At 31.9% G+C, this 18,143-nt stretch carries 26 protein-coding genes and 1 pseudogene; 26 read left to right on the forward strand and 1 reads right to left on the reverse strand.

Annotated elements, in window-relative coordinates:
• Nucleotides 1–12 precede the first annotated feature (12 nt).
• Nucleotides 13–828 carry a helix-turn-helix domain-containing protein gene (locus tag PZA12_RS01850; RefSeq protein WP_103698680.1) on the reverse strand — a complete coding sequence of 272 codons (816 nt, stop codon included), beginning with the start codon at nt 826–828 and terminating at the stop codon, nt 13–15.
• A gap of 220 nt (nt 829–1,048) precedes the next feature.
• On the opposite strand from PZA12_RS01850, the gene PZA12_RS01855 reads away from it, so the two are divergent.
• The 26 genes and pseudogenes from PZA12_RS01855 (at nt 1,049) to PZA12_RS01980 (ending at nt 18,136) form a co-directional block, all read left to right on the forward strand.
• The gene (locus PZA12_RS01855) at nt 1,049–1,273 is read left to right on the forward strand and encodes a helix-turn-helix domain-containing protein (protein ID WP_103698679.1); all 225 of its coding nucleotides are present in this window, start codon (nt 1,049–1,051) and stop codon (nt 1,271–1,273) included.
• Between the two features lies 1 nt (nt 1,274).
• A complete protein-coding gene (locus PZA12_RS01860) occupies nt 1,275–1,514 on the forward strand; it encodes an excisionase (RefSeq protein ID WP_103698678.1) in 240 nt (79 codons plus the stop codon).
• A 65-nt stretch (nt 1,515–1,579) separates the two neighbouring features.
• The gene (locus PZA12_RS01865) at nt 1,580–2,029 is read left to right on the forward strand and encodes an aspartyl-phosphate phosphatase Spo0E family protein (RefSeq protein ID WP_103698677.1); all 450 of its coding nucleotides are present in this window, start codon (nt 1,580–1,582) and stop codon (nt 2,027–2,029) included.
• Nucleotides 2,026–2,178 carry a hypothetical protein gene (locus PZA12_RS01870; RefSeq protein WP_181006017.1) on the forward strand — a complete coding sequence of 51 codons (153 nt, stop codon included), beginning with the start codon at nt 2,026–2,028 and terminating at the stop codon, nt 2,176–2,178. Before PZA12_RS01865 ends, PZA12_RS01870 begins: the two co-directional genes overlap by 4 nt.
• Nucleotides 2,179–2,218: 40 nt before the next feature.
• Nucleotides 2,219–2,476: a hypothetical protein gene (locus PZA12_RS01875; protein WP_103698676.1), complete on the forward strand. Its 258-nt coding sequence runs from the start codon at nt 2,219–2,221 to the stop codon at nt 2,474–2,476.
• A gap of 4 nt (nt 2,477–2,480) precedes the next feature.
• The gene (locus PZA12_RS01880) at nt 2,481–2,744 is read left to right on the forward strand and encodes a hypothetical protein (RefSeq protein ID WP_103698675.1); all 264 of its coding nucleotides are present in this window, start codon (nt 2,481–2,483) and stop codon (nt 2,742–2,744) included.
• Nucleotides 2,737–2,898 (forward strand): hypothetical protein, encoded by a 162-nt coding sequence (locus tag PZA12_RS01885; protein WP_181006016.1) that lies wholly within the window; start codon nt 2,737–2,739, stop codon nt 2,896–2,898. Before PZA12_RS01880 ends, PZA12_RS01885 begins: the two co-directional genes overlap by 8 nt.
• Nucleotides 2,889–3,350, forward strand: coding sequence for a hypothetical protein (locus tag PZA12_RS01890; RefSeq protein ID WP_103698674.1), 462 nt, complete (start codon nt 2,889–2,891; stop codon nt 3,348–3,350). The genes PZA12_RS01885 and PZA12_RS01890 overlap by 10 nt, the downstream gene beginning before the upstream one ends.
• Nucleotides 3,350–3,616, forward strand: a complete 267-nt coding sequence (locus tag PZA12_RS01895; protein ID WP_103698673.1) for a hypothetical protein — start codon at nt 3,350–3,352, stop codon at nt 3,614–3,616. Before PZA12_RS01890 ends, PZA12_RS01895 begins: the two co-directional genes overlap by 1 nt.
• Nucleotides 3,616–4,764 carry a DUF2800 domain-containing protein gene (locus PZA12_RS01900; protein ID WP_103698672.1) on the forward strand — a complete coding sequence of 383 codons (1,149 nt, stop codon included), beginning with the start codon at nt 3,616–3,618 and terminating at the stop codon, nt 4,762–4,764. The genes PZA12_RS01895 and PZA12_RS01900 overlap by 1 nt, the downstream gene beginning before the upstream one ends.
• Nucleotides 4,765–4,837: 73 nt before the next feature.
• Nucleotides 4,838–5,398, forward strand: coding sequence for a DUF2815 family protein (locus PZA12_RS01905; RefSeq protein WP_181006015.1), 561 nt, complete (start codon nt 4,838–4,840; stop codon nt 5,396–5,398).
• Nucleotides 5,399–5,402: 4 nt separating this feature from the next.
• Nucleotides 5,403–7,364: a DNA polymerase gene (locus PZA12_RS01910; protein WP_103698671.1), complete on the forward strand. Its 1,962-nt coding sequence runs from the start codon at nt 5,403–5,405 to the stop codon at nt 7,362–7,364.
• Nucleotides 7,365–7,382: 18 nt separating this feature from the next.
• A complete protein-coding gene (locus PZA12_RS01915; protein WP_103698670.1) occupies nt 7,383–7,757 on the forward strand; it encodes a zinc-finger-containing protein in 375 nt (124 codons plus the stop codon).
• A 39-nt stretch (nt 7,758–7,796) separates the two neighbouring features.
• Nucleotides 7,797–7,973, forward strand: coding sequence for a hypothetical protein (locus PZA12_RS01920; protein ID WP_181006014.1), 177 nt, complete (start codon nt 7,797–7,799; stop codon nt 7,971–7,973).
• Nucleotides 7,974–8,011: 38 nt separating this feature from the next.
• A complete protein-coding gene (locus PZA12_RS01925) occupies nt 8,012–8,215 on the forward strand; it encodes a hypothetical protein (RefSeq protein ID WP_103698669.1) in 204 nt (67 codons plus the stop codon).
• A 40-nt stretch (nt 8,216–8,255) separates the two neighbouring features.
• Nucleotides 8,256–8,432: a DUF3797 domain-containing protein gene (locus PZA12_RS01930; protein WP_103698668.1), complete on the forward strand. Its 177-nt coding sequence runs from the start codon at nt 8,256–8,258 to the stop codon at nt 8,430–8,432.
• A gap of 31 nt (nt 8,433–8,463) precedes the next feature.
• Entirely contained in the window at nt 8,464–10,908 is a 2,445-nt protein-coding gene (locus PZA12_RS01935) for a virulence-associated E family protein (RefSeq protein ID WP_103698667.1), read from the forward strand.
• A complete protein-coding gene (locus tag PZA12_RS01940; protein ID WP_103698666.1) occupies nt 10,908–11,186 on the forward strand; it encodes a VRR-NUC domain-containing protein in 279 nt (92 codons plus the stop codon). The genes PZA12_RS01935 and PZA12_RS01940 overlap by 1 nt, the downstream gene beginning before the upstream one ends.
• Before the next feature lie 5 nt (nt 11,187–11,191).
• The gene (locus tag PZA12_RS01945) at nt 11,192–11,539 is read left to right on the forward strand and encodes a hypothetical protein (protein WP_103698665.1); all 348 of its coding nucleotides are present in this window, start codon (nt 11,192–11,194) and stop codon (nt 11,537–11,539) included.
• Nucleotides 11,540–11,587: 48 nt separating this feature from the next.
• Nucleotides 11,588–12,968: pseudogene (locus tag PZA12_RS01950) on the forward strand (SNF2-related protein).
• Between the two features lie 362 nt (nt 12,969–13,330).
• On the forward strand, nt 13,331–13,669 hold the full coding sequence (locus PZA12_RS01955; protein ID WP_242984855.1) for a hypothetical protein: 339 nt from the start codon (nt 13,331–13,333) through the stop codon (nt 13,667–13,669).
• A gap of 6 nt (nt 13,670–13,675) precedes the next feature.
• Nucleotides 13,676–14,230 (forward strand): hypothetical protein, encoded by a 555-nt coding sequence (locus PZA12_RS01960; RefSeq protein WP_103698662.1) that lies wholly within the window; start codon nt 13,676–13,678, stop codon nt 14,228–14,230.
• A 288-nt stretch (nt 14,231–14,518) separates the two neighbouring features.
• On the forward strand, nt 14,519–15,046 hold the full coding sequence (locus PZA12_RS01965) for a terminase small subunit (RefSeq protein ID WP_103698661.1): 528 nt from the start codon (nt 14,519–14,521) through the stop codon (nt 15,044–15,046).
• Between the two features lie 249 nt (nt 15,047–15,295).
• On the forward strand, nt 15,296–15,895 hold the full coding sequence (locus tag PZA12_RS01970; RefSeq protein WP_103698660.1) for a recombinase family protein: 600 nt from the start codon (nt 15,296–15,298) through the stop codon (nt 15,893–15,895).
• Between the two features lie 14 nt (nt 15,896–15,909).
• A complete protein-coding gene (locus PZA12_RS01975) occupies nt 15,910–16,266 on the forward strand; it encodes a hypothetical protein (protein ID WP_103698659.1) in 357 nt (118 codons plus the stop codon).
• Between the two features lie 73 nt (nt 16,267–16,339).
• Nucleotides 16,340–18,136, forward strand: a complete 1,797-nt coding sequence (locus tag PZA12_RS01980) for a terminase (RefSeq protein ID WP_103698658.1) — start codon at nt 16,340–16,342, stop codon at nt 18,134–18,136.
• Nucleotides 18,137–18,143: the final 7 nt, after the last annotated feature.

Below are 18,143 nucleotides of genomic sequence, written 5' to 3' on the forward strand. Positions count from 1 at the left end.
AATCAACTCCAGTTATTTACGTTTCCTATTTAATGCTTCTAATATTTTTTTATCTGCTTCTCGTTTTTCTTCAGCTGTTAAATTATCATCGTGTGCAGCTATTGTTGTATAACGGTTAACTAAAGATTCAGGATCTTCCATAAGTGGAGCTCTGAATTTATCAATGCTGATTTCATTATCAGTATATTTTGGTGTATCTATCAAATCATTACTGTACTCAATCAATTTATGTTTACCAACTTCGTTTAATTTATGGAAGTTTGATAATAATTTATCTTCTATATCTAAAAAGCCTGAGTTAATTTTTAAATATTTTTCATGTGTAATTTTATGTTTATGATAGTCTTCATATTTGAGGGGTTCATAAGTTAATCCGCAAATGGGACACTTAGTAATTTCTTTATCATTGTAAAGAAAATCAAAAGATACATTAAAAAATACAGCAATTTTATGTGCCAATTCTGGGCTGGCACCAATCTCAAGTTTCTCAAGTTTACTAATAACATCAGAATCTAAGTTTAATATTTTAGACAATTCTTCTTGAGTAAGTTTATTTATATCTCTAAGATTTTTTAATTTTTCACAATTAATGCAAAATTCAAATGCAATATTATCACTTAAAATAGATGTAGGTACATTAAAAACATTTGCAATTTTGCTTATTAATTCATTATTGGGTCTTGTTCTACCACTTTCAATGTCACCTATATATCCTCTTGAAATCCCTAATGCATCGGCTAAATCTTTCTGAAGAAATCTTCTGCCTATTTTTAAACTGTGTTCACTTCTTAATTGTTTTATTTTAAGTCCAAGTAATTTACTATTCACGACAAAAACTCCTTTTTAATAATTAACGTTATTATACGTCTTTTACGTCATTATGTCAATAAATCAATGGAATAAATAGAGAATAAAAGCAATACATTGATAAAATTGGTATAATGACGTAATATGACGTAAAGATATCGTTGCTATTATAAACATTATGACGTAATATGTACTTGTAAGCAAAAAACATGCAAGTAAGCAAACGAAGAGGTGGAGAATGATGTCAGATTTAATTAGAAATTTAACTTGGAACAAAAAGATGGAAGTTTTAAGAACCATTAAGGGATGGAGTCAAGAAGAAACAGCAGAAAAGTGTTTCACCGGGCAAAGAGCTTACTGGGGATGGGAAAAGGGAATTGTATATCCTCGAAAAAATAGTAGACGAGCCATAGCTCAAGCCTTTGGGGTTAGTGAAAAAGAAATATTCGAAAAGATGGAGACTTAGGATGGAAGAATTACTAAAAGAAATATTAACAGTCTTAAAATCAGAAAAACCTCAGAAGATCACTTTTTCAATTCAAGAGGCAGCAACATATATGGGAATAGGACACGAAAAGGTAAGGGAACTTGTTGAAAAACCAAATACTGATTTTCCATATTTCAAAGTAGGAACAAGAACATCTATTGACAAAAGAGCATTGGATAGATGGATAGAGAAGATTACAGAAGAACATAGACAGATTTAAGTAATCTTTAAACATAATTTTGAAAAGGGTAAGTTAGTTAACTAAAAGTTAGGAGGAATTAAAAGATGCCAAAGTTCAGATTTCACGTTGATGAAATGAAAAATGTATTAAACTTTGTTGAAATAGAAATGCCTGGACATATTAGAGAAGATGATGCTTTAATTACTAAAATTGAAAAAGAAGAAGTTACGAGTACATTAGATCTAAAAAGAAAATTAGAAGCTCAAGGAGTAAAAGTAACAAGTTTTAGCCTAAACAATAAATCCTTTTACAGAAAAGCTGAAGTTCTTGAAATTGAAGAGTTGGAAGAACCTCGAAAGCAAGAAACCATATTCCAATGTAGAGCCTGTGATTTAACAAAAGAGAGTATTGAACAAGCCATTGAGGAATTAAGAGAAAAAATGTATGCCAGTATTGATTCTAATGAAAGGCAATCAAATGAGACTATACAAGTAAGTCAGGATTTAGATATTTTAATCGTATCCCATATGAAAATGCAACTTGGAGGGAGGTGAACAAAGTTGAAACGTGGACAAGCAAGGATAGAGTACCAGGACATAGAAAGATGGTAAGCTCTTATGATAAAGAACGTTCTGAGAAAGAACTTCAAAAGTTACCAAAAGAAAAAAGCTATAAGGATACCGACCAAAGTAATCCATTATAGCCATACGTAAATATTCAACTCAATTATATCACAAAGGAGTGTGATTGCAATTAAAAATTGGCATAAAGAAATTCAGCAAGCAAAAGAAGAAATAATTCAAGCTAAGAAAGATGCTTGGGTGAATGAATGGAGATACAAAAATCCAAAAGCCATAGTAGTCCCAGTTCCACCCAATATTGAAATTAAAGCATGGTTTATAGGCCAATGGAACACTGGATTTGTATGTGTAGCTATGGATGAACTTATGAAGTTGCCTAAAAAGCAAAGAGAAAAAATTTTAAAGCTGGGAGGGCTATAAGGTTATGAGTAAACAAGTAGCACTTATTAGATTCACAAGAGGTAGTTTTGACCAAGAATACTCATATTTCACAGACATAGAAGATTTAAAAGAAGGTGACATATTAGTAGTTCCGACGAGCAATTCATATTCTATAGGGGTTTTTAGCAGATATTCAAAAAGCAAGATTCATATTGATAAGGCAGAAAAGTGGATTGTTAAAAATATTAATTCAGACATTAAAGTTTTTGAAGAGAAAATGTTTTTAGAAGATCTAAAAAATGGATAAAAGGTTAACAAAAGCAGAGTTTATGCAGTTAGTAGTAAATGACTTATATAAGAAGAAGGCTAAGGAAAGAGAAAAACTTACTGGTGCAGATGCTCATGCAATTCAGAATATAAATAGAATTAAAGATTTCAGGAGGAAAAAATTATGCAAATAGTATTAAATTCAATCGAGGAACTAAAGGAATTAACAGCACTTATTAATGGAAATACCCCATCTGTTGTAAATATTGGACAAGCAAAATTGGAGCAACTAAAGAAAGATATTAAACCCGCAGCTGAAAATCCTAAAAAGGAAAGGGTAGGAAATAAGAAAGAAGAAAAGGTTGATTCAAAGGGTGAAACTCCTAATGTGGAAGTTGAAGTTACAGGAATAGATACGACTACTGAAGAATTACCGAAGGATGCGGATATTAAGGGAGAAAATACAGCCGATGCTGAAGTTAATATTACTAAGGAAATGGTTAGAGAAAAATTTAATCAAGTTGTTAAATCTGGAAAGCAAAAAGAAGCTAAGGCCTTAATTGAAAACCTTGGAGCTAAAAAACTATCTGATGTTAAACCAGAAGATTATGCAGCTCTTATAAAAGAGGCGGAGGCATTACTATAATGGCAAATTTAGTAGGTATAGTAAACAAGCCACAATTTGATGTTGATACATTTACTGTTGGTAAGGCTATTCATGTAAAGCAATGGGCCAAGAGTAATGGGTACAAAATAAAGGATTTAGATGGTCTTATAAAAGAGATAGATCCACTTCGCATACACATATGGTTATTTAATGAAGGCGATGATGATTGTGATTACATTGTAATAACTATATCAGAAGTGGTCAGTGAAGAATACGAATTAACATTAATGCAGGAGGTAAAGTAATGGCAGCACACGCAAAATTATCTGCAAGTTCTTCTCATAGGTGGTTAATGTGTACGCCTAGTGTTGAACTAGAAAAGGGCTTTGAAAATAAAACAAGTACAGCAGCAGAAGAGGGAACACTAGCTCATGAGCTTGGAGAATTGAGCTTGAGATATCAACTTGGGGAAATAACTAAGAGATCTTATGACAGTAAAGTAAAGAAGCTTATAACTAACAATGATCTGTATACAAATGATATGCCAGATTATGTTGAAATTTATACAGATGTTTGCATAGAGAAAGTTGCAAAAGCTAAAGCAACAACACCTGATGCAATTGCAATTGTTGAACAAAGACTTGATTTTTCTGAATGGGTTCCAGACGGATTTGGAACTGGCGACTTTGTAATAATTGCAGATGGAACAATGGAAATTTGTGATTTGAAGTATGGTAAAGGTGTTCCAGTTTCAGCAGTAGGAAATACACAAATGAGGTTATACGCTCTTGGAGCAATAACAGAGTTTTCGTTTTTATATGATATTCAAAATGTAAAAATGACAATTATACAACCAAGACTTGATTCAATAAGCACTGATGAAATATCAATTGATGAACTTATAAAATGGGCAGATGAATATGTTAAACCTAGAGCACAACTTGCAATTAAAGGTGAAGGAGAATTATGTGCAGGAGAACACTGTAAATTCTGCAAAGCACAGGCTATATGCAAAGCTAAAGCTGAGTATAATATGGAACTTGCAGGATATGAATTTGCAGAAAGTAAGCTTTTAAGTCAAGAAGAGATTGCAGATATATTAGGAAGAGTTGATGATCTTGTAGGTTGGGCCACAAAGATAAAAGAATATGCTTTAGATCAAGCCTTAAGTGGAGTTAATTATCCAGGTTATAAAGTCGTTGAAGGTAGAAGTAATAGAAAGTGGACAGATGAAAAGAAAGTTGGAGAGATACTTATTGAACAAGGTTTCTTGGAAAATATTATTTACACTAAAAAGCTTACAGGCATATCAAATATGGAAACAGCTATAGGTAAAAAAGAGGTTCAGAGATTGCTAGGAGAATATATTGAAAAGCCACAAGGTAAACCAACTTTAGCACCTGAAGGTGATAAAAGACCAGTATTTAATTCAGCAATAGAAGATTTTAAGTAAAAATTAAATATGCCATAGCAGAGGGCATTGTACTCTGGTGAAATAAAAAATTAAAATTTTGGAGGAAATTATTATGATAAATGCAAAGCGCACAGGCACAAAGGTTACTACAGGAAAGGTTAGATTGAGTTATGTTCATCTAGCTGAACCACATGCATTAGAGGGTAATGAGCCTAAATATAGTGTATCTGTAATAATCGATAAAAATGATAAATCAACACTTACTGCTATAAAAGAAGCAACAGCAGAAGCAAAAGAAAATGGGAAGTCTAAATGGGGAGGAAAAGTTCCACCTACTTTAAAAATACCTTTAAGAGATGGAGATGTTGAAAGACCAGATGATCCAGCATATTCAGGATGCTATTTCTTAAATGCAAGTAGTAAGATGAAACCAGGAGTTGTAGATGCAAGTGCACATCCAATTATGGATGTAGCAAGTGAAGTATATAGTGGCTGCTATGGAAGATTAACACTTAACTTCTATGCTTATAATGCAGCCGGAAACAAAGGGGTCGCATGTGGTTTAGGCAATGCTCAAAAATTGGAAGATGGTGAGCCATTAGGTGGATTTACAAGAGCAGAAGATGATTTTGATGCAGTAGAATCAGATACTGATGATTCATTCTTAGTTTAGAATTATGGATATTCTAAGCATAGATGTTGAAACATATTGTGACTTAGATATTAAAAATGTGGGTGCTTATAGATACTGTGAGCACCCATCTTTTGAAATATTGCTGTTTGCATATGCTTTCAATGATGAACCAGTAGAAATTTTAGATTTTACAGATTTTGATTTATTGCCAGAAAGAGTTTTAAAAGCTCTTGAAGATCCACAAGTAATTAAAAGTGCATTTAATGCTAACTTTGAAAGAAATGCTATTTATAGATTTCATGACCTTCTTATGGTGCCAGAGCAATGGCAATGTACTATGATTAAAGCTTTAACTTTAGGTTTACCAAGTTCACTTGATATGGTTGGTAAGGCATTACACTTTCCAGAGAATAAACAGAAGATGAAAGAAGGTAAATCACTTATTCAATACTTTTGTAAGCCATGTAAGCCTACTAAAGCAAATGGTCAAAGAGTTAGAAACTTACCGGAAGATGCACCAGATAAATGGGAAACATTTAAATTATATTGTAAGCAAGACGTTGAAGTTGAAAGAGATATAAGAAATAAATTAAGCAGATATAAAACTTTAGATAAAGAACAAAGGCTTTGGGAATTAGATCAGCATATTAATGATAGGGGAATTAATACAGATTTAGAACTTATATCAAAAGCTATTGACTGTGATGAACAATATAAAGAAAGACTAGTGAATGAAGCAATAGAGTTAACAGGGCTAAGCAATCCCAACAGTCCAGCTCAATTGAAAGAGTGGATAGGGCAAAGGTTAGGATATGCAGTTGGAAGTATAAATAAAGATATTATGCCAACTTTAATAAAAGATGCTGAGCTTCAAGGAAAAGATGAAGTAAAAAGAATATTAGAACTAAGGCAGCTTATGGGAAAAACCTCAACAAAGAAATATAAAACAATGATTGATATGAGATGTGATGATGGAAGAGTAAGAGGACTGTTACAGTTCTATGGTGCTAATAGAACTGGCAGATGGGCAGGACGTGGAGTTCAAGTTCAGAACCTTCCACAAAACCATTTACCGGACTTAGATGATGCTAGAAATTATGTAAAGAATGGTGATTTTGATATAGTTGAACTCTTATATGATAGTGTTTCAGATACGTTAAGCCAGCTTATAAGAACTGCATTTATCCCGGCTGATGGAAATAGATTTATAGTTGCGGACTTCAGTGCTATAGAAGCAAGAGTTATAGCGTGGCTTGCTGGGGAACAATGGAGACTAGAAGTTTTTAATAATAATGGTGATATCTATTGTGCATCTGCATCTAAGATGTTTAAGGTACCAGTAGAAAAGCATGGTATAAATGGACATCTAAGGCAAAAGGGAAAAATAGCAGAGTTGGCACTTGGTTATGGCGGAAGCGTTGGAGCTCTTACAAGCATGGACAAGAAAAAAGATATTCCAGAAGCAGAACTTCCGGGTTTAGTGAGGGATTGGAGAAATGCAAATCCTAAGATAACTAAGTTTTGGTGGGATGTTGATAAAGCAGCTAAGAAAGCAATTCATGAAAGAACTACAGTTGAGTTACATCATGGGATTAAGTTTATATATGATCCAGGAGTTTTATTCATTCAATTACCAAGTGGTAGAAGATTATCTTATATAAAACCAAAGATTGAAGCAGGTCCATATGATAAGAACATTATAACATATGAGGGGATGGAACAAACCTCAAAACAATGGACAACATTAGAAACTTACGGTCCAAAGCTAGTCGAGAACATTGTTCAAGCTGTAGCAAGAGACTGTTTAGCAGAGGCCATGTTTAAAGTTACTAAAGCAGGATATGACATTGTAATGCATGTACATGATGAAATTATTATGGATATATCTAAAGACTTTGGAAGTATAGAAGCAGTTAATGCAATATTTGGTGAATCTATTGAATGGGCTAACGGATTACCGCTTAGAGCAGATGGTTATAAATGTGATTATTACATGAAGGATTAATACAGGAAGGTGAAAATTATGGAGGATTTAAAAATATGTCCATTTTGTGGCCATGAAGTTGTAAAGACATCTAATAAAGAGATTTACGGAAAAGAATATGGTAATGGAGTTTGTTATTTATGTAGAAACTGTAAGGCTTCAGTAGGAACACATCCAGATGGAAGACCATTGGGCATACTAGCTAATAGGGAAATGAAAATATTAAAAAAAGCGTGTCATGATCTATTTGATTATGTTTGGAAAACCAATAAAATGCCAAGGAATAGTGCTTACGAGGTGTTAAGTAACAAGCTTGAAATAGATGTGAAAGACTGTCACTTTGGGCATTTTGATACAGAAACATTATTGAGAGCATTAAAAGTATTAGCTGATAGTAATTGGTATATAGTTTAGTGCTAAATCTGTAAAAATGGCGAAGGAGTGAAAAATAAAATGATAGCGAAAGAATTAATGGAAAAAATACAAAAATACCCAGGCTTTGAAGTTGTATTCTGTTTCATAGAGGACAATAAAAAGCATGAAAACTTTGAAACACGAACATTTTCTAATTTGTGTGTTAAAGATGTAGAAATACATAAATTAGAAAAACGAATTGTAATATGTGAATAATTTTAAATTCACAATACTAAAATTTTTGGAGGTAAAAAATGAAAATAAGTGAAGCAATGTTAATAATGCAAGAAACTTTAAAAGGGTATGGAGATTTGGATTTAAAAATACAAGTTTTAGATTATGAAGCTGGTGAAACAATAGAAAAATATGTTAATGAAATAGAGCTAGAGCATAGAATAACAACTTCAAGAGAATCTAAAAATTGCAATGTGTTAGTAATAAGTGATGGAAACAAGTAATACGCCACACTAAAATTTGAAGCTGGAAGGATGAAATAATATGGATGTTAGTAAATTATTAATTATAATGCCTAAATATGAAAAATGCCCTAAGTGTGGTAGCGATAGAGTAGGAAATGGACAAGGTAAATTAATAATAGAAGAAGATTATTACTATAGAGAATGTAGGTGTGGTTGGAGCATCAAAATTGATAATGAAGGTGAAGAACTAGATTAATTAAATGAAAAATAACAAGGAGGTTCTACTTATGAATCCTGACGATATTCAAGAAGATATAAAAATTAAATATGATGGCATGGTAACTCTCGCAACTGGTGAAGGTAAGTGGGCAAAAAAATGGAAAAATAAAAATGTATTATGGTCTAAAGTAGTTAAAAGATTAAGTAGAACCACCAGAACAGTAGAGAGTTACGTTGAATATAAAAAGATGGCTAAAACTGATAAAGATAAAGCTAAAGATGTAGGCGGATTTGTTGGTGGTGGACTTAAGAATGGCAGACGTAAGGCTGAAAATGTGGCTAACAGAACAATGCTTACATTAGATATAGATTATGCAAAGGGTGATGTGTGGGCAGGTATAGAAGTCTTATGGGACTTTTCAGTTATTATGTATTCAACTCATTCGCATTCGCCTGAAAATCAAAGATTAAGATTAGTAATTCCTTTATCAAGACCAGTTCTTCCAGATGAATATCAAGCTATATCCAGAATGATAGCAAATGAATTAGGAATGGATCTATTCGATGATACAACTTATGAACCATCAAGGTTAATGTTTTGGCCATCGACTTCAAGAGATGGAGAATATGTATTTAAATTTCAAGATGGAAAATGGTTAGATGCGGATGAAGTATTGGGTAGATATACTTTTGGTTGGCAGGATGTAAGTTATTGGCCTGAAAGTTCAAGAGCTAGAGCAAGATTAAATTCAGCTATTAAGAAACAAGAGGATCCATTAGAAAAGAAAGGTATCATAGGTGCTTTCTGTAGAACCTATTCGATTACTGATGCAATAGCAGAATTTCTAAAAGATGTATATATTCCAGGTACAGATGAAACAAGATATACCTATGCAGAAGGTAGTACATCTGGTGGACTAGTTGTATATGATGATAAATTCAGTTTCTCACACCATGGTACAGATCCAACAAGCGGAATGCTATGTAATGTGTTTGATTTAGTTAGGATTCATAAATTTAGAGAACTTGATGAAGACTCAAAGCCTGATACTCCTGTAAATAGACTACCATCATTTCTTAAAATGTCAGAGTTTGCAGCTAATGATAATGAGGTTAGAAAAACATTAGGCAAAGAGCGTATGGAGAAGGCTCAAGAAGACTTCGAGGCAGTTGAAATAAATGAAGAATCAGAGACAAAATGGCTTGAAGAACTCGAATATACAGAACGTGGTAAGTTAAAAAGTACAATAAATAATATTCTTTTAATTATAGAAAATGAACCACTTTTAAAAGGTAAAATAGCTTACGATGAATTTTCTAATAGAGCTACAGTTATTGGACAATTACCTTGGAGAAAAGATATAAACATCTTAGACTGGTCAGACAGTGATGATAGCGGACTTAGAAGTTTTATAGAAAAAATATATGAAATATCAGCTCCTTCAAAGGTAAATGATGCTTTAACAATAGCCTTCCAAAAACATACATTCCATCCGGTAAGAGATTATTTGAATAGTCTAAATTGGGATGGTGTAAGTAGGATAGATACTCTATTTATAGATTACTTGGGAGCTGAAGATTGTAATTATGTAAGAACAGTTACAAGAAAAGTTTTAACTGCAGCAGTTGCTAGAGTTTTTAAACCAGGCATTAAATTTGATAATATGCTTATTTTAAGTGGTAAGCAGGGAGTAGGTAAAAGTACCATAATTAGAAAGTTAGGCAAGGATTGGTATTCTGATTCATTAACAACTGTAAGCGGAAAAGAAGCATATGAACAATTACAAGGAGTATGGATATTTGAAATGGCTGAAATGATGGCTACAAAAAAGGCAGATATTGAAGCTACAAAACACTTTTTAAGTAAAACGGAAGATATATACAGAGTTGCATATGGTAAAAGGACAAGTAGATTTTTAAGGCAATGTATATTCATTGGAACAAGTAATGAACATGAATTTCTAAGAGATAAGACTGGAAATAGAAGATTTTGGCCGATAGATATATACAATCAAGAGCCTACAAAGGACGTATTCAAAGTAAGTAAGGATAAGATTCATCTGGATGATGAAATAGATCAAATATGGGCAGAAGCAGTTCAGTTATTTAAAAATAATGAACCTTTATATTTATCAGGTGAAGAAGAAAAAGAAGCACAGAAACAACAAGAATCCCATTCAGAGGAAAGTGCAAAGTCTGGACTTATACAAGAGTACTTAGAAATATTATTACCTGAAGACTGGTATAAGTTAGATTTATCTGAAAGAAGAAATTATATACAGGGTAATGAATTTGGTGATTCTAAAGTAGGTACTATGCAAAGGACAAAGACTTGTGTAATGGAAATATGGGTTGAACTTTTCAATGGGGATCCTAAACAATTAACACCAATTGTATCAAGAGAAATTAATGATATTCTAAAAGGTCTTAATGGATGGACTAAATATGATAAAGGTCTTTTAAAATTCGGAAAAGTTTATGGAACTCAAAGAGCCTTTGTGAGGGAGAAATAATGGAAGAAAGTAGAGTTGAAAGATATCTAAAAAAGCAGGTTGAGAAAATAGGTGGTAAGGCTTATAAATGGAATCCAACTGGAGTAATAGGAGTACCAGATAGAATGGTGCTCTTACCTGTCGGAAAAGTTGTATTTATAGAATTAAAGGCGCCTGGTGAAAAACCTAGGAAAATTCAAGAATATAGGGCAAAAGAGCTTAGAAAGTTAGGTTTTTTGGTTGAGTGTTTAGATACAGTTGAAAAAGTAGATTTGTTTATAGAAAATGTGAGGAAGTGAGAGTAGTGAAATTAGAATTTAGAGCAGTTGAATTAAAGGAAGATTCTAAGTGGCTAGAAAAAATGAAGATACAAACAGAGCTGTTAAAAGCAAATAATAATTTAAGATGTGAAATGAGAAATGAATTTATTATAGTTGGTGAAGAAAGCATAGAAAATGAAGAATATTATAAGGTTAATCAGCTTAATGAAAGTGGATTATCTATCTTTGGAGGTTTAGATTTAGCAACCATATCTCTATCAATTCCTAAAAAAGAATTTAAGTGGGATGGGGAAACATTCACAATATTAGATGTTCCTAAAGAAAATTTAACTATAGATTTAATAGATGATATTAAAAGATTAAACTATTAATTTGTTGCATAATACCAGAAATTTTAAGTTAGAAAGAAGGTGATGAATATGAACTTTATCCCATGGAATTATCAAGAATATGCAATTAATCATGTAATTGAACATGATGCTGCAGGTCTTTTTCTCGATATGGGAATGGGTTAGCTAAGGCAAAACTGTAAGCACTTTAACAGCAATAGAATTATTAAAATACGATTATCTTGAAATAAATAGAGTTCTTGTTATAGCCCCAAAGAGAGTTGCAGAAGATACATGGTCAACGGAAGTTGAAAAGTGGGACCATCTTAATCATTTAAGAATATCTAAAGTGCTCGGAACTCAAAAAGAAAGAATGGCTGCGCTAAGAAAAGATGCAGATGTATATGTTATTAATAGAGAAAATGTAGAATGGTTAGTAAGTTATTTATCTAAAGATTGGTTCTTTGATATGTGTGTCATAGATGAATTAAGTTCTTTTAAATCAAGTAAAGCTCAAAGGTTCAGAGCATTAAGAAAAGTAAGACCATATTTTAAAAGAATTATAGGACTTACTGGAACACCTGCACCAAATTCATTAATAGACTTATGGCCGCAGATTTATTTACTAGATGGTGGTCAAAGATTAGGCAGAACAATCACAGGATATAAGGAGCAGTATTTTAAGCCAGGAGATAGAAATGGTCATATAGTTTATAACTGGAATCTTAAAGAAGGCTCAGAGGAGACAATTCACAATAAAATATCTGATATATGTATTTCAATGATGGCTAAAGATTACCTAGACTTACCTGAAAGAATTGATAATAAGGTTTATGTAAATCTACCAAAGAAAGCATTGGATCAGTACAAGGAACTTGAAAGAGACTTAATAATTGAACTAGATAATGAAGATATAACAGCAACTAATGCTGCAGTACTTGCAGGTAAGTTACTTCAAATGTCCAATGGCGCAATATATTCAGAATCTAAGGAAGTAATGGAAATTCATGAGGAAAAGCTTAATGCATTGCTAGACCTTATTGAAGCAGCCAATGGAAAACCAGTTCTTATATTTTATAATTTCCAACATGATAAAGATAGGATATTAGCATTTCTTACTAAGAATAAATATAAAGGTAAAGTGCTTGGAGGAAGTGAGGATATTAAAGCTTGGAATGAGGGTAACATATCAATACTTCTAACACATCCAGCTTCAGCAGGCCATGGACTTAACTTACAGTATGGAGGGAACATTGTTGTATGGTTTGGGTTAACGTGGAGTTTAGAATTGTATCAACAAGCTAATGCGAGATTATATAGGCAAGGGCAAAAGAAGACAGTTATTATTCACCATTTAATAGCTAAAGGGACAGTTGATGAAGATGTAATTAAGGCATTAAGTGGTAAAGAAATTAATCAGAATTTACTTTTAGAAGCGGTAAAGGCAAGAATGAAAAGTACCAAATATTAGGATAACAAGATGGATTTAAGAGTAAACAAAGTAAACAAATTCTGCTTTGGGGATATTTGGAATAGTAAACAAAGTAAACACAATTTTTTCTTCTGTTTACCCTTTTGTTTACCCTTAAAACGTGATAATACCAATGCTTAAAGTACAAAGGTAAACAAAGTAAACAAAATAATATATATAAGTTATAAATAGTAAATTAGGTATATATGTATACATCTAATACGCCTAATACGTATACGTATATAGAAAAAAGTAAATTTTGTTTACTTGTTTACCCCAAATATTGTAAATAAGTTTGTAAATATGAAAAGATTAAAAAAAATTAAATGTGAAGGTAGGGAAATATAGGGATGAAATTATTGATGCATATATTAACAAAAAATTACAATTTAAATATAGATAATGCAACTTTAAGTTCAAAAGAAATAATCGATAAAACACAGGAAGAGTTTAACGAAGTAATTGAAGCAATAGAAATTTATGAAGTTGATAAATCGCTTATGCATTTGAAGGAGGTCATAAGAGAAACGTTTGATTTAATCCAGATGTGCATTTTGATTTTATGGAGGTGTCATAGAAGAGCTTTGACTTTTGATGAACCAAATTTAATTCAGGAGATTAACCTTGAACATAAAGACAAGCTTATAGGTGAAAGACATTGGACCGTAGAAACTGGGATTGAAATTGATGTAAAGGAGTAGATGTACATGGAGAATAAAAAATTAATAAACTATGATGAAGCAGTGAGAATTGGTGTCAGAGAAGGAATAAAATATATTAAAGAGCAGGAATATCATAAAACAACGAAAAGATATGATAGGAGATTAAGAAATACAAGGCTATTATTAAAACATTATAGAACTCTAAAGGCACATAATAAGATTGCTGATAGCTCTATCAATAATGTTTATGAAGAGAATGCAGTTGATGTATTAGACGATATTGAGGCAATAGATGATGAAGAACAATATGTGCAATCATTAGGCAGAACAAAAATAAGGACGATGATAATTGTGGGTCATATAAATAAAGCTATGAAATATTATCAATCTATTTGTGAAAGCGAAGGTAAAAATCAAGAAAGAAGATATAACATAGTTAAATATATGTATATTGATACAAGAGATGCTGATATCACTCCAAGTTATGATGAAGTGTCAGAAAGATTTGGCTTAAATATAAGAACTGTTGGACGAGATTTAAGAGCCGCTATAGAAGATTTAAGTATATTGTTTTTCGGTATTGATGGAATAAAATTATAAAAAAGTTTTTCAAAAGTGTAAAAATATTATCAAATTTTGTCCTTGACAAAATACTGAAAAGTGAGGGAATAAGCCAAAACTTATAAAAATACTGTTTGAAATTATGTCCTTTAGTGTGGAATTGACGTGCTTTTTATAATAAGGTAATATGGTATCAAGGAATTTTATAAATTAAACATAAACCAGTAGAAACAAAAAATATATTTGAAAGAAGGTGGATCCCTCCACTAGCACAAGTATATGGTGGCCTACTGGTTTATTCTTATAAAAGAAAGTGAGGTGGCATTAATGGCCAAGCTAACAGAAAAACAAAAGCTGTTTTGTGATGAATATTTAATTGATCTTAATGTCACGCAAGCAGCAATAAGAGCAGGATATAAAGCTAAATATGCAGACTCTCAGGCATATAAATTATTAGATAATACAGAGATAAAAGACTATATTGATAAGCGTATGAAGGATAGACAGGAAAGAACTGAGATAACTCAGGATATTATCTTGGAAGAGTTAAGAAGAATAGCATTAGCAAAGCCAACTGACTTCTTTGAGGTTGAGGATATGGGACAGTATAAGAGAGTTAATATCGTCCCAACAAAGGACATTCCAGAAGATAAGATTGGAGCTATAGCAAGTATAAAGCAAGGTGCTAATGGTATAGAAGTTAAGCTTCATGATAGACTCAAGGCATTAGAGCTTATTGGAAGGCACTTAGGAATGTTCAAGGATAAGGTTGAAATAACGGATGGGAACAGCAGTGTTAATGTAAACATAGATGATATGCTTAATGAGATTAAGAAAGATAACTTTAAAAAGTAGTGTTTCACTAGAGTATACTACAGTGAAACAATTAAATAATAACTAAATATATTTCAATAGAGTTGTATAAATAATTTTGAAATGTTTCATAATAAACATTGACTTCAATGAAACACATTGATATAATAATACTATAGAAGATACATAGGAGCAGATACAAGAGGGGTACCTTCTAAATCTGGAAAGTCATTTCGACTGGCGACTAGCTCCATAAAATTTTCTAGTATTTTTTTAGAAGGAAGTGTTTTTATGAGAATATATGGTTATTCAAGAGTTAGCACAAAGGATCAAAATTTAGATAGACAATTAGTTGAACTTAAGAAGTTTGTAGAAGATAGATTTATATTCCAGGATAAATTAAGTGGAAAAGATTTTGATAGACCTCAATACCAGCTCATGAGAAAAGTTGCTCAAAAAGGCGATACCATTTATGTTAAATCTTTAGATAGACTTGGTAGAAATAAGAGCCAAGTCAAAGAAGAACTTGAGTACTACAAAAATGAAGGTGTTAGAGTAAAAGTTCTAGACATACCTACTACTATGATGGATATACCAGAAGGTCAAGAGTGGCTTATGGATATGATTAATAATTTACTTATCGAAGTTCTAGCAACTATGGCAGAACAGGAAAGAGTTAATATTAAACAACGTCAGGCTGAAGGCATTGCAATCGCTAAAGAAAAAGGTGTATATAAAGGTCGCAAGAAAATTGAAGTTGATGATACATTCAAGAAATCCTATGACCAGTGGAAAGCTGGAGAGATAACTGCTGTAAAAGCCATGGAACTTACTGGGCTTAAAAGAAATACATTCTACAGAAGAGTTTCAGAATATGAAGAAAATAGGTGAGTGGAGTTGATCAAATGATTAATAAAAATAGGGTTCAGTGTGAAAAATGTAAAGCTGAATTAAATTTAAAAAAGATACCTATAGAGTCTAAACATATTGGAGAAATTAGAATACAGTTCTTTAGGTGTCCTTCATGTTATGAGAAATATTTAATTGATGTTACTGATAAGGCAACTAGAGAAAAGCAAATTGAGTATGCTAGGTTAGGAACTTATCAAAAGCAATTAATGGAATCAGTAAATAAAGATAATTTAGAAGCTATTGAGCAATTAACATTAAAAAATAAAGATAAAATGGAAGTTTTACTAAAAGAAATTAAAGATACTAAAGCAATGTTAAAAGAAAAATATGGCACGGAATTAAATAATTAAGCACTTAGAATTATCTAGGTGCTTTTCTTATGCCTAAAATTTAAATTCTTATAGAAAGGGTGTGCTATAGCAATTGATATATTTTGATAATAAGCAATTTGATACTGAAATTAAATACGATGTGTATTTATTAAAAAAATATTTATCTGAACATTATGATGAAGATACAGCTATAGCTCTACTTAAGAATAACAGCTCAGATCTTGATAAATTAGCTAAAGCTTTAGGTGAAATTGATGTAGAATTCTTTTGTTTGTATTTTATGAGTGATATTTTTGTTCCAAAAGGAATAAATGATGATGGAAGTTATCCAGAAGACCATATACCTAATGTCGCTCGACAACTTTCTAAAGGTCATTATGAGTTATGGCAGGTTGCAAATGAAATATTCGTAGAGGATAAAAGAGATAAGGCTGCAATTATTGAACCCAGAGGATACGCTAAAACAACTATCTTTGATATGGCTGTTAGTGTATATCTGCATTGTTATAAAAAATCTTTGTTCACTTTATTAGGTGCTAAAACTGATACAGATGCGACGCAGTTCTTGGATTCTATCAAGAAAGTATTTAATGAAAATCAGAAAATAATTAAAAACTTTGGCAGGTTGATAGATTTTAAAGCAGTAAAGGCAAATGGTGAAAGATATACCATCAATGCAAATGAGGTTGAGTTCACTAATGGGACATACATTAGAACTGTTGGTTCTGGAACATCTGTCAGAGGTGCAAACTGGGGAGGAATTAGACCAACTGTATTTATTGGAGATGACTTTCAGGATGAAAAGAATATTTTAACAGATGCAGCAAGAGAAAAGCAGTACTCTAAATGGACCAAAGAAGTTGAAGAAGTTGGAGATAAAGCTGTATATAGAAATGGTAAGAAGATAAAGGCAGCCACCAAGATAATTGCCATTGGAACAGTGTTGCACATTGATTGCCTTATGAGTAAATTAAGTCGAAATAATGACTATTTTACTGTTTTAAGACGTGCAATTATATTAGAACCCGGACAAACTGTTGAAGATATATTTGAAAGTGATTTATGGTTACAATGCCATGATATTTATTTTGATGAAAAGCTAAATGAAGATGAGAGAAAAGAAAAAGCTCATCAATTCTATTTAGAACACCAGGTGGAAATGCAGTTTGAAACCTGGTGGCCGGAAAAATGGGATTGCTTTAATGATTTAGCGATTAAATATTGGGAAAATAGAGCAGCGTTCATGTCAGAACTTATGAATGATGCAAGTTCTATAGGTGAAAAGTGGTTTAAATCAGTGGCTACTCAAACTAAAGAGGAAATTGAAAATCACACGTTTACTAAGACGATGTTAAGCATAGATCCAGCAAGTACAGCTAAGAAAAAATCTGACTTTACAGCTATGGCAATCGGTTCAAAAGCTACAAACGATTTTACTTACATAAGAGATTTAATTATGAAAAAGCTTGAATATGAACAATATTGTAAAAAGGCTGTGGAAATGCTTGAAAGAAATTTAGATGTTACTCATATAAACATTGAACGAAATACGTTCCAGGGAGCTGATGTTGTTAGAATTAAGGAATTAATAACAGAAAGTCCAATCCTTAAAGGTAAGAAGTATGAGTGGATTAATGAAATGCAGAAAAAAAATAAGGATGAAAAGATAAGTACTGTTGTTGATCCAATGAATAATGGCCAGATAATTATTTCTTCTGATTGCGAAGATAGTTCTGAGGCTGTTAAACAGATATTGGACTTTCAAGGTCAATTGTATACGCCACATGATGATATGATTGATTGTATTTCTGAGTTAGAGAATAAAATTAAAACAATCACAGTTATTAGTCCAGTTAAAATATTTGATAGACGAGCATTTGGATTATAGGAGGTGT

The organism is Clostridium beijerinckii, assembly GCF_036699995.1.
GTDB lineage: Bacteria > Bacillota > Clostridia > Clostridiales > Clostridiaceae > Clostridium > Clostridium helianthi.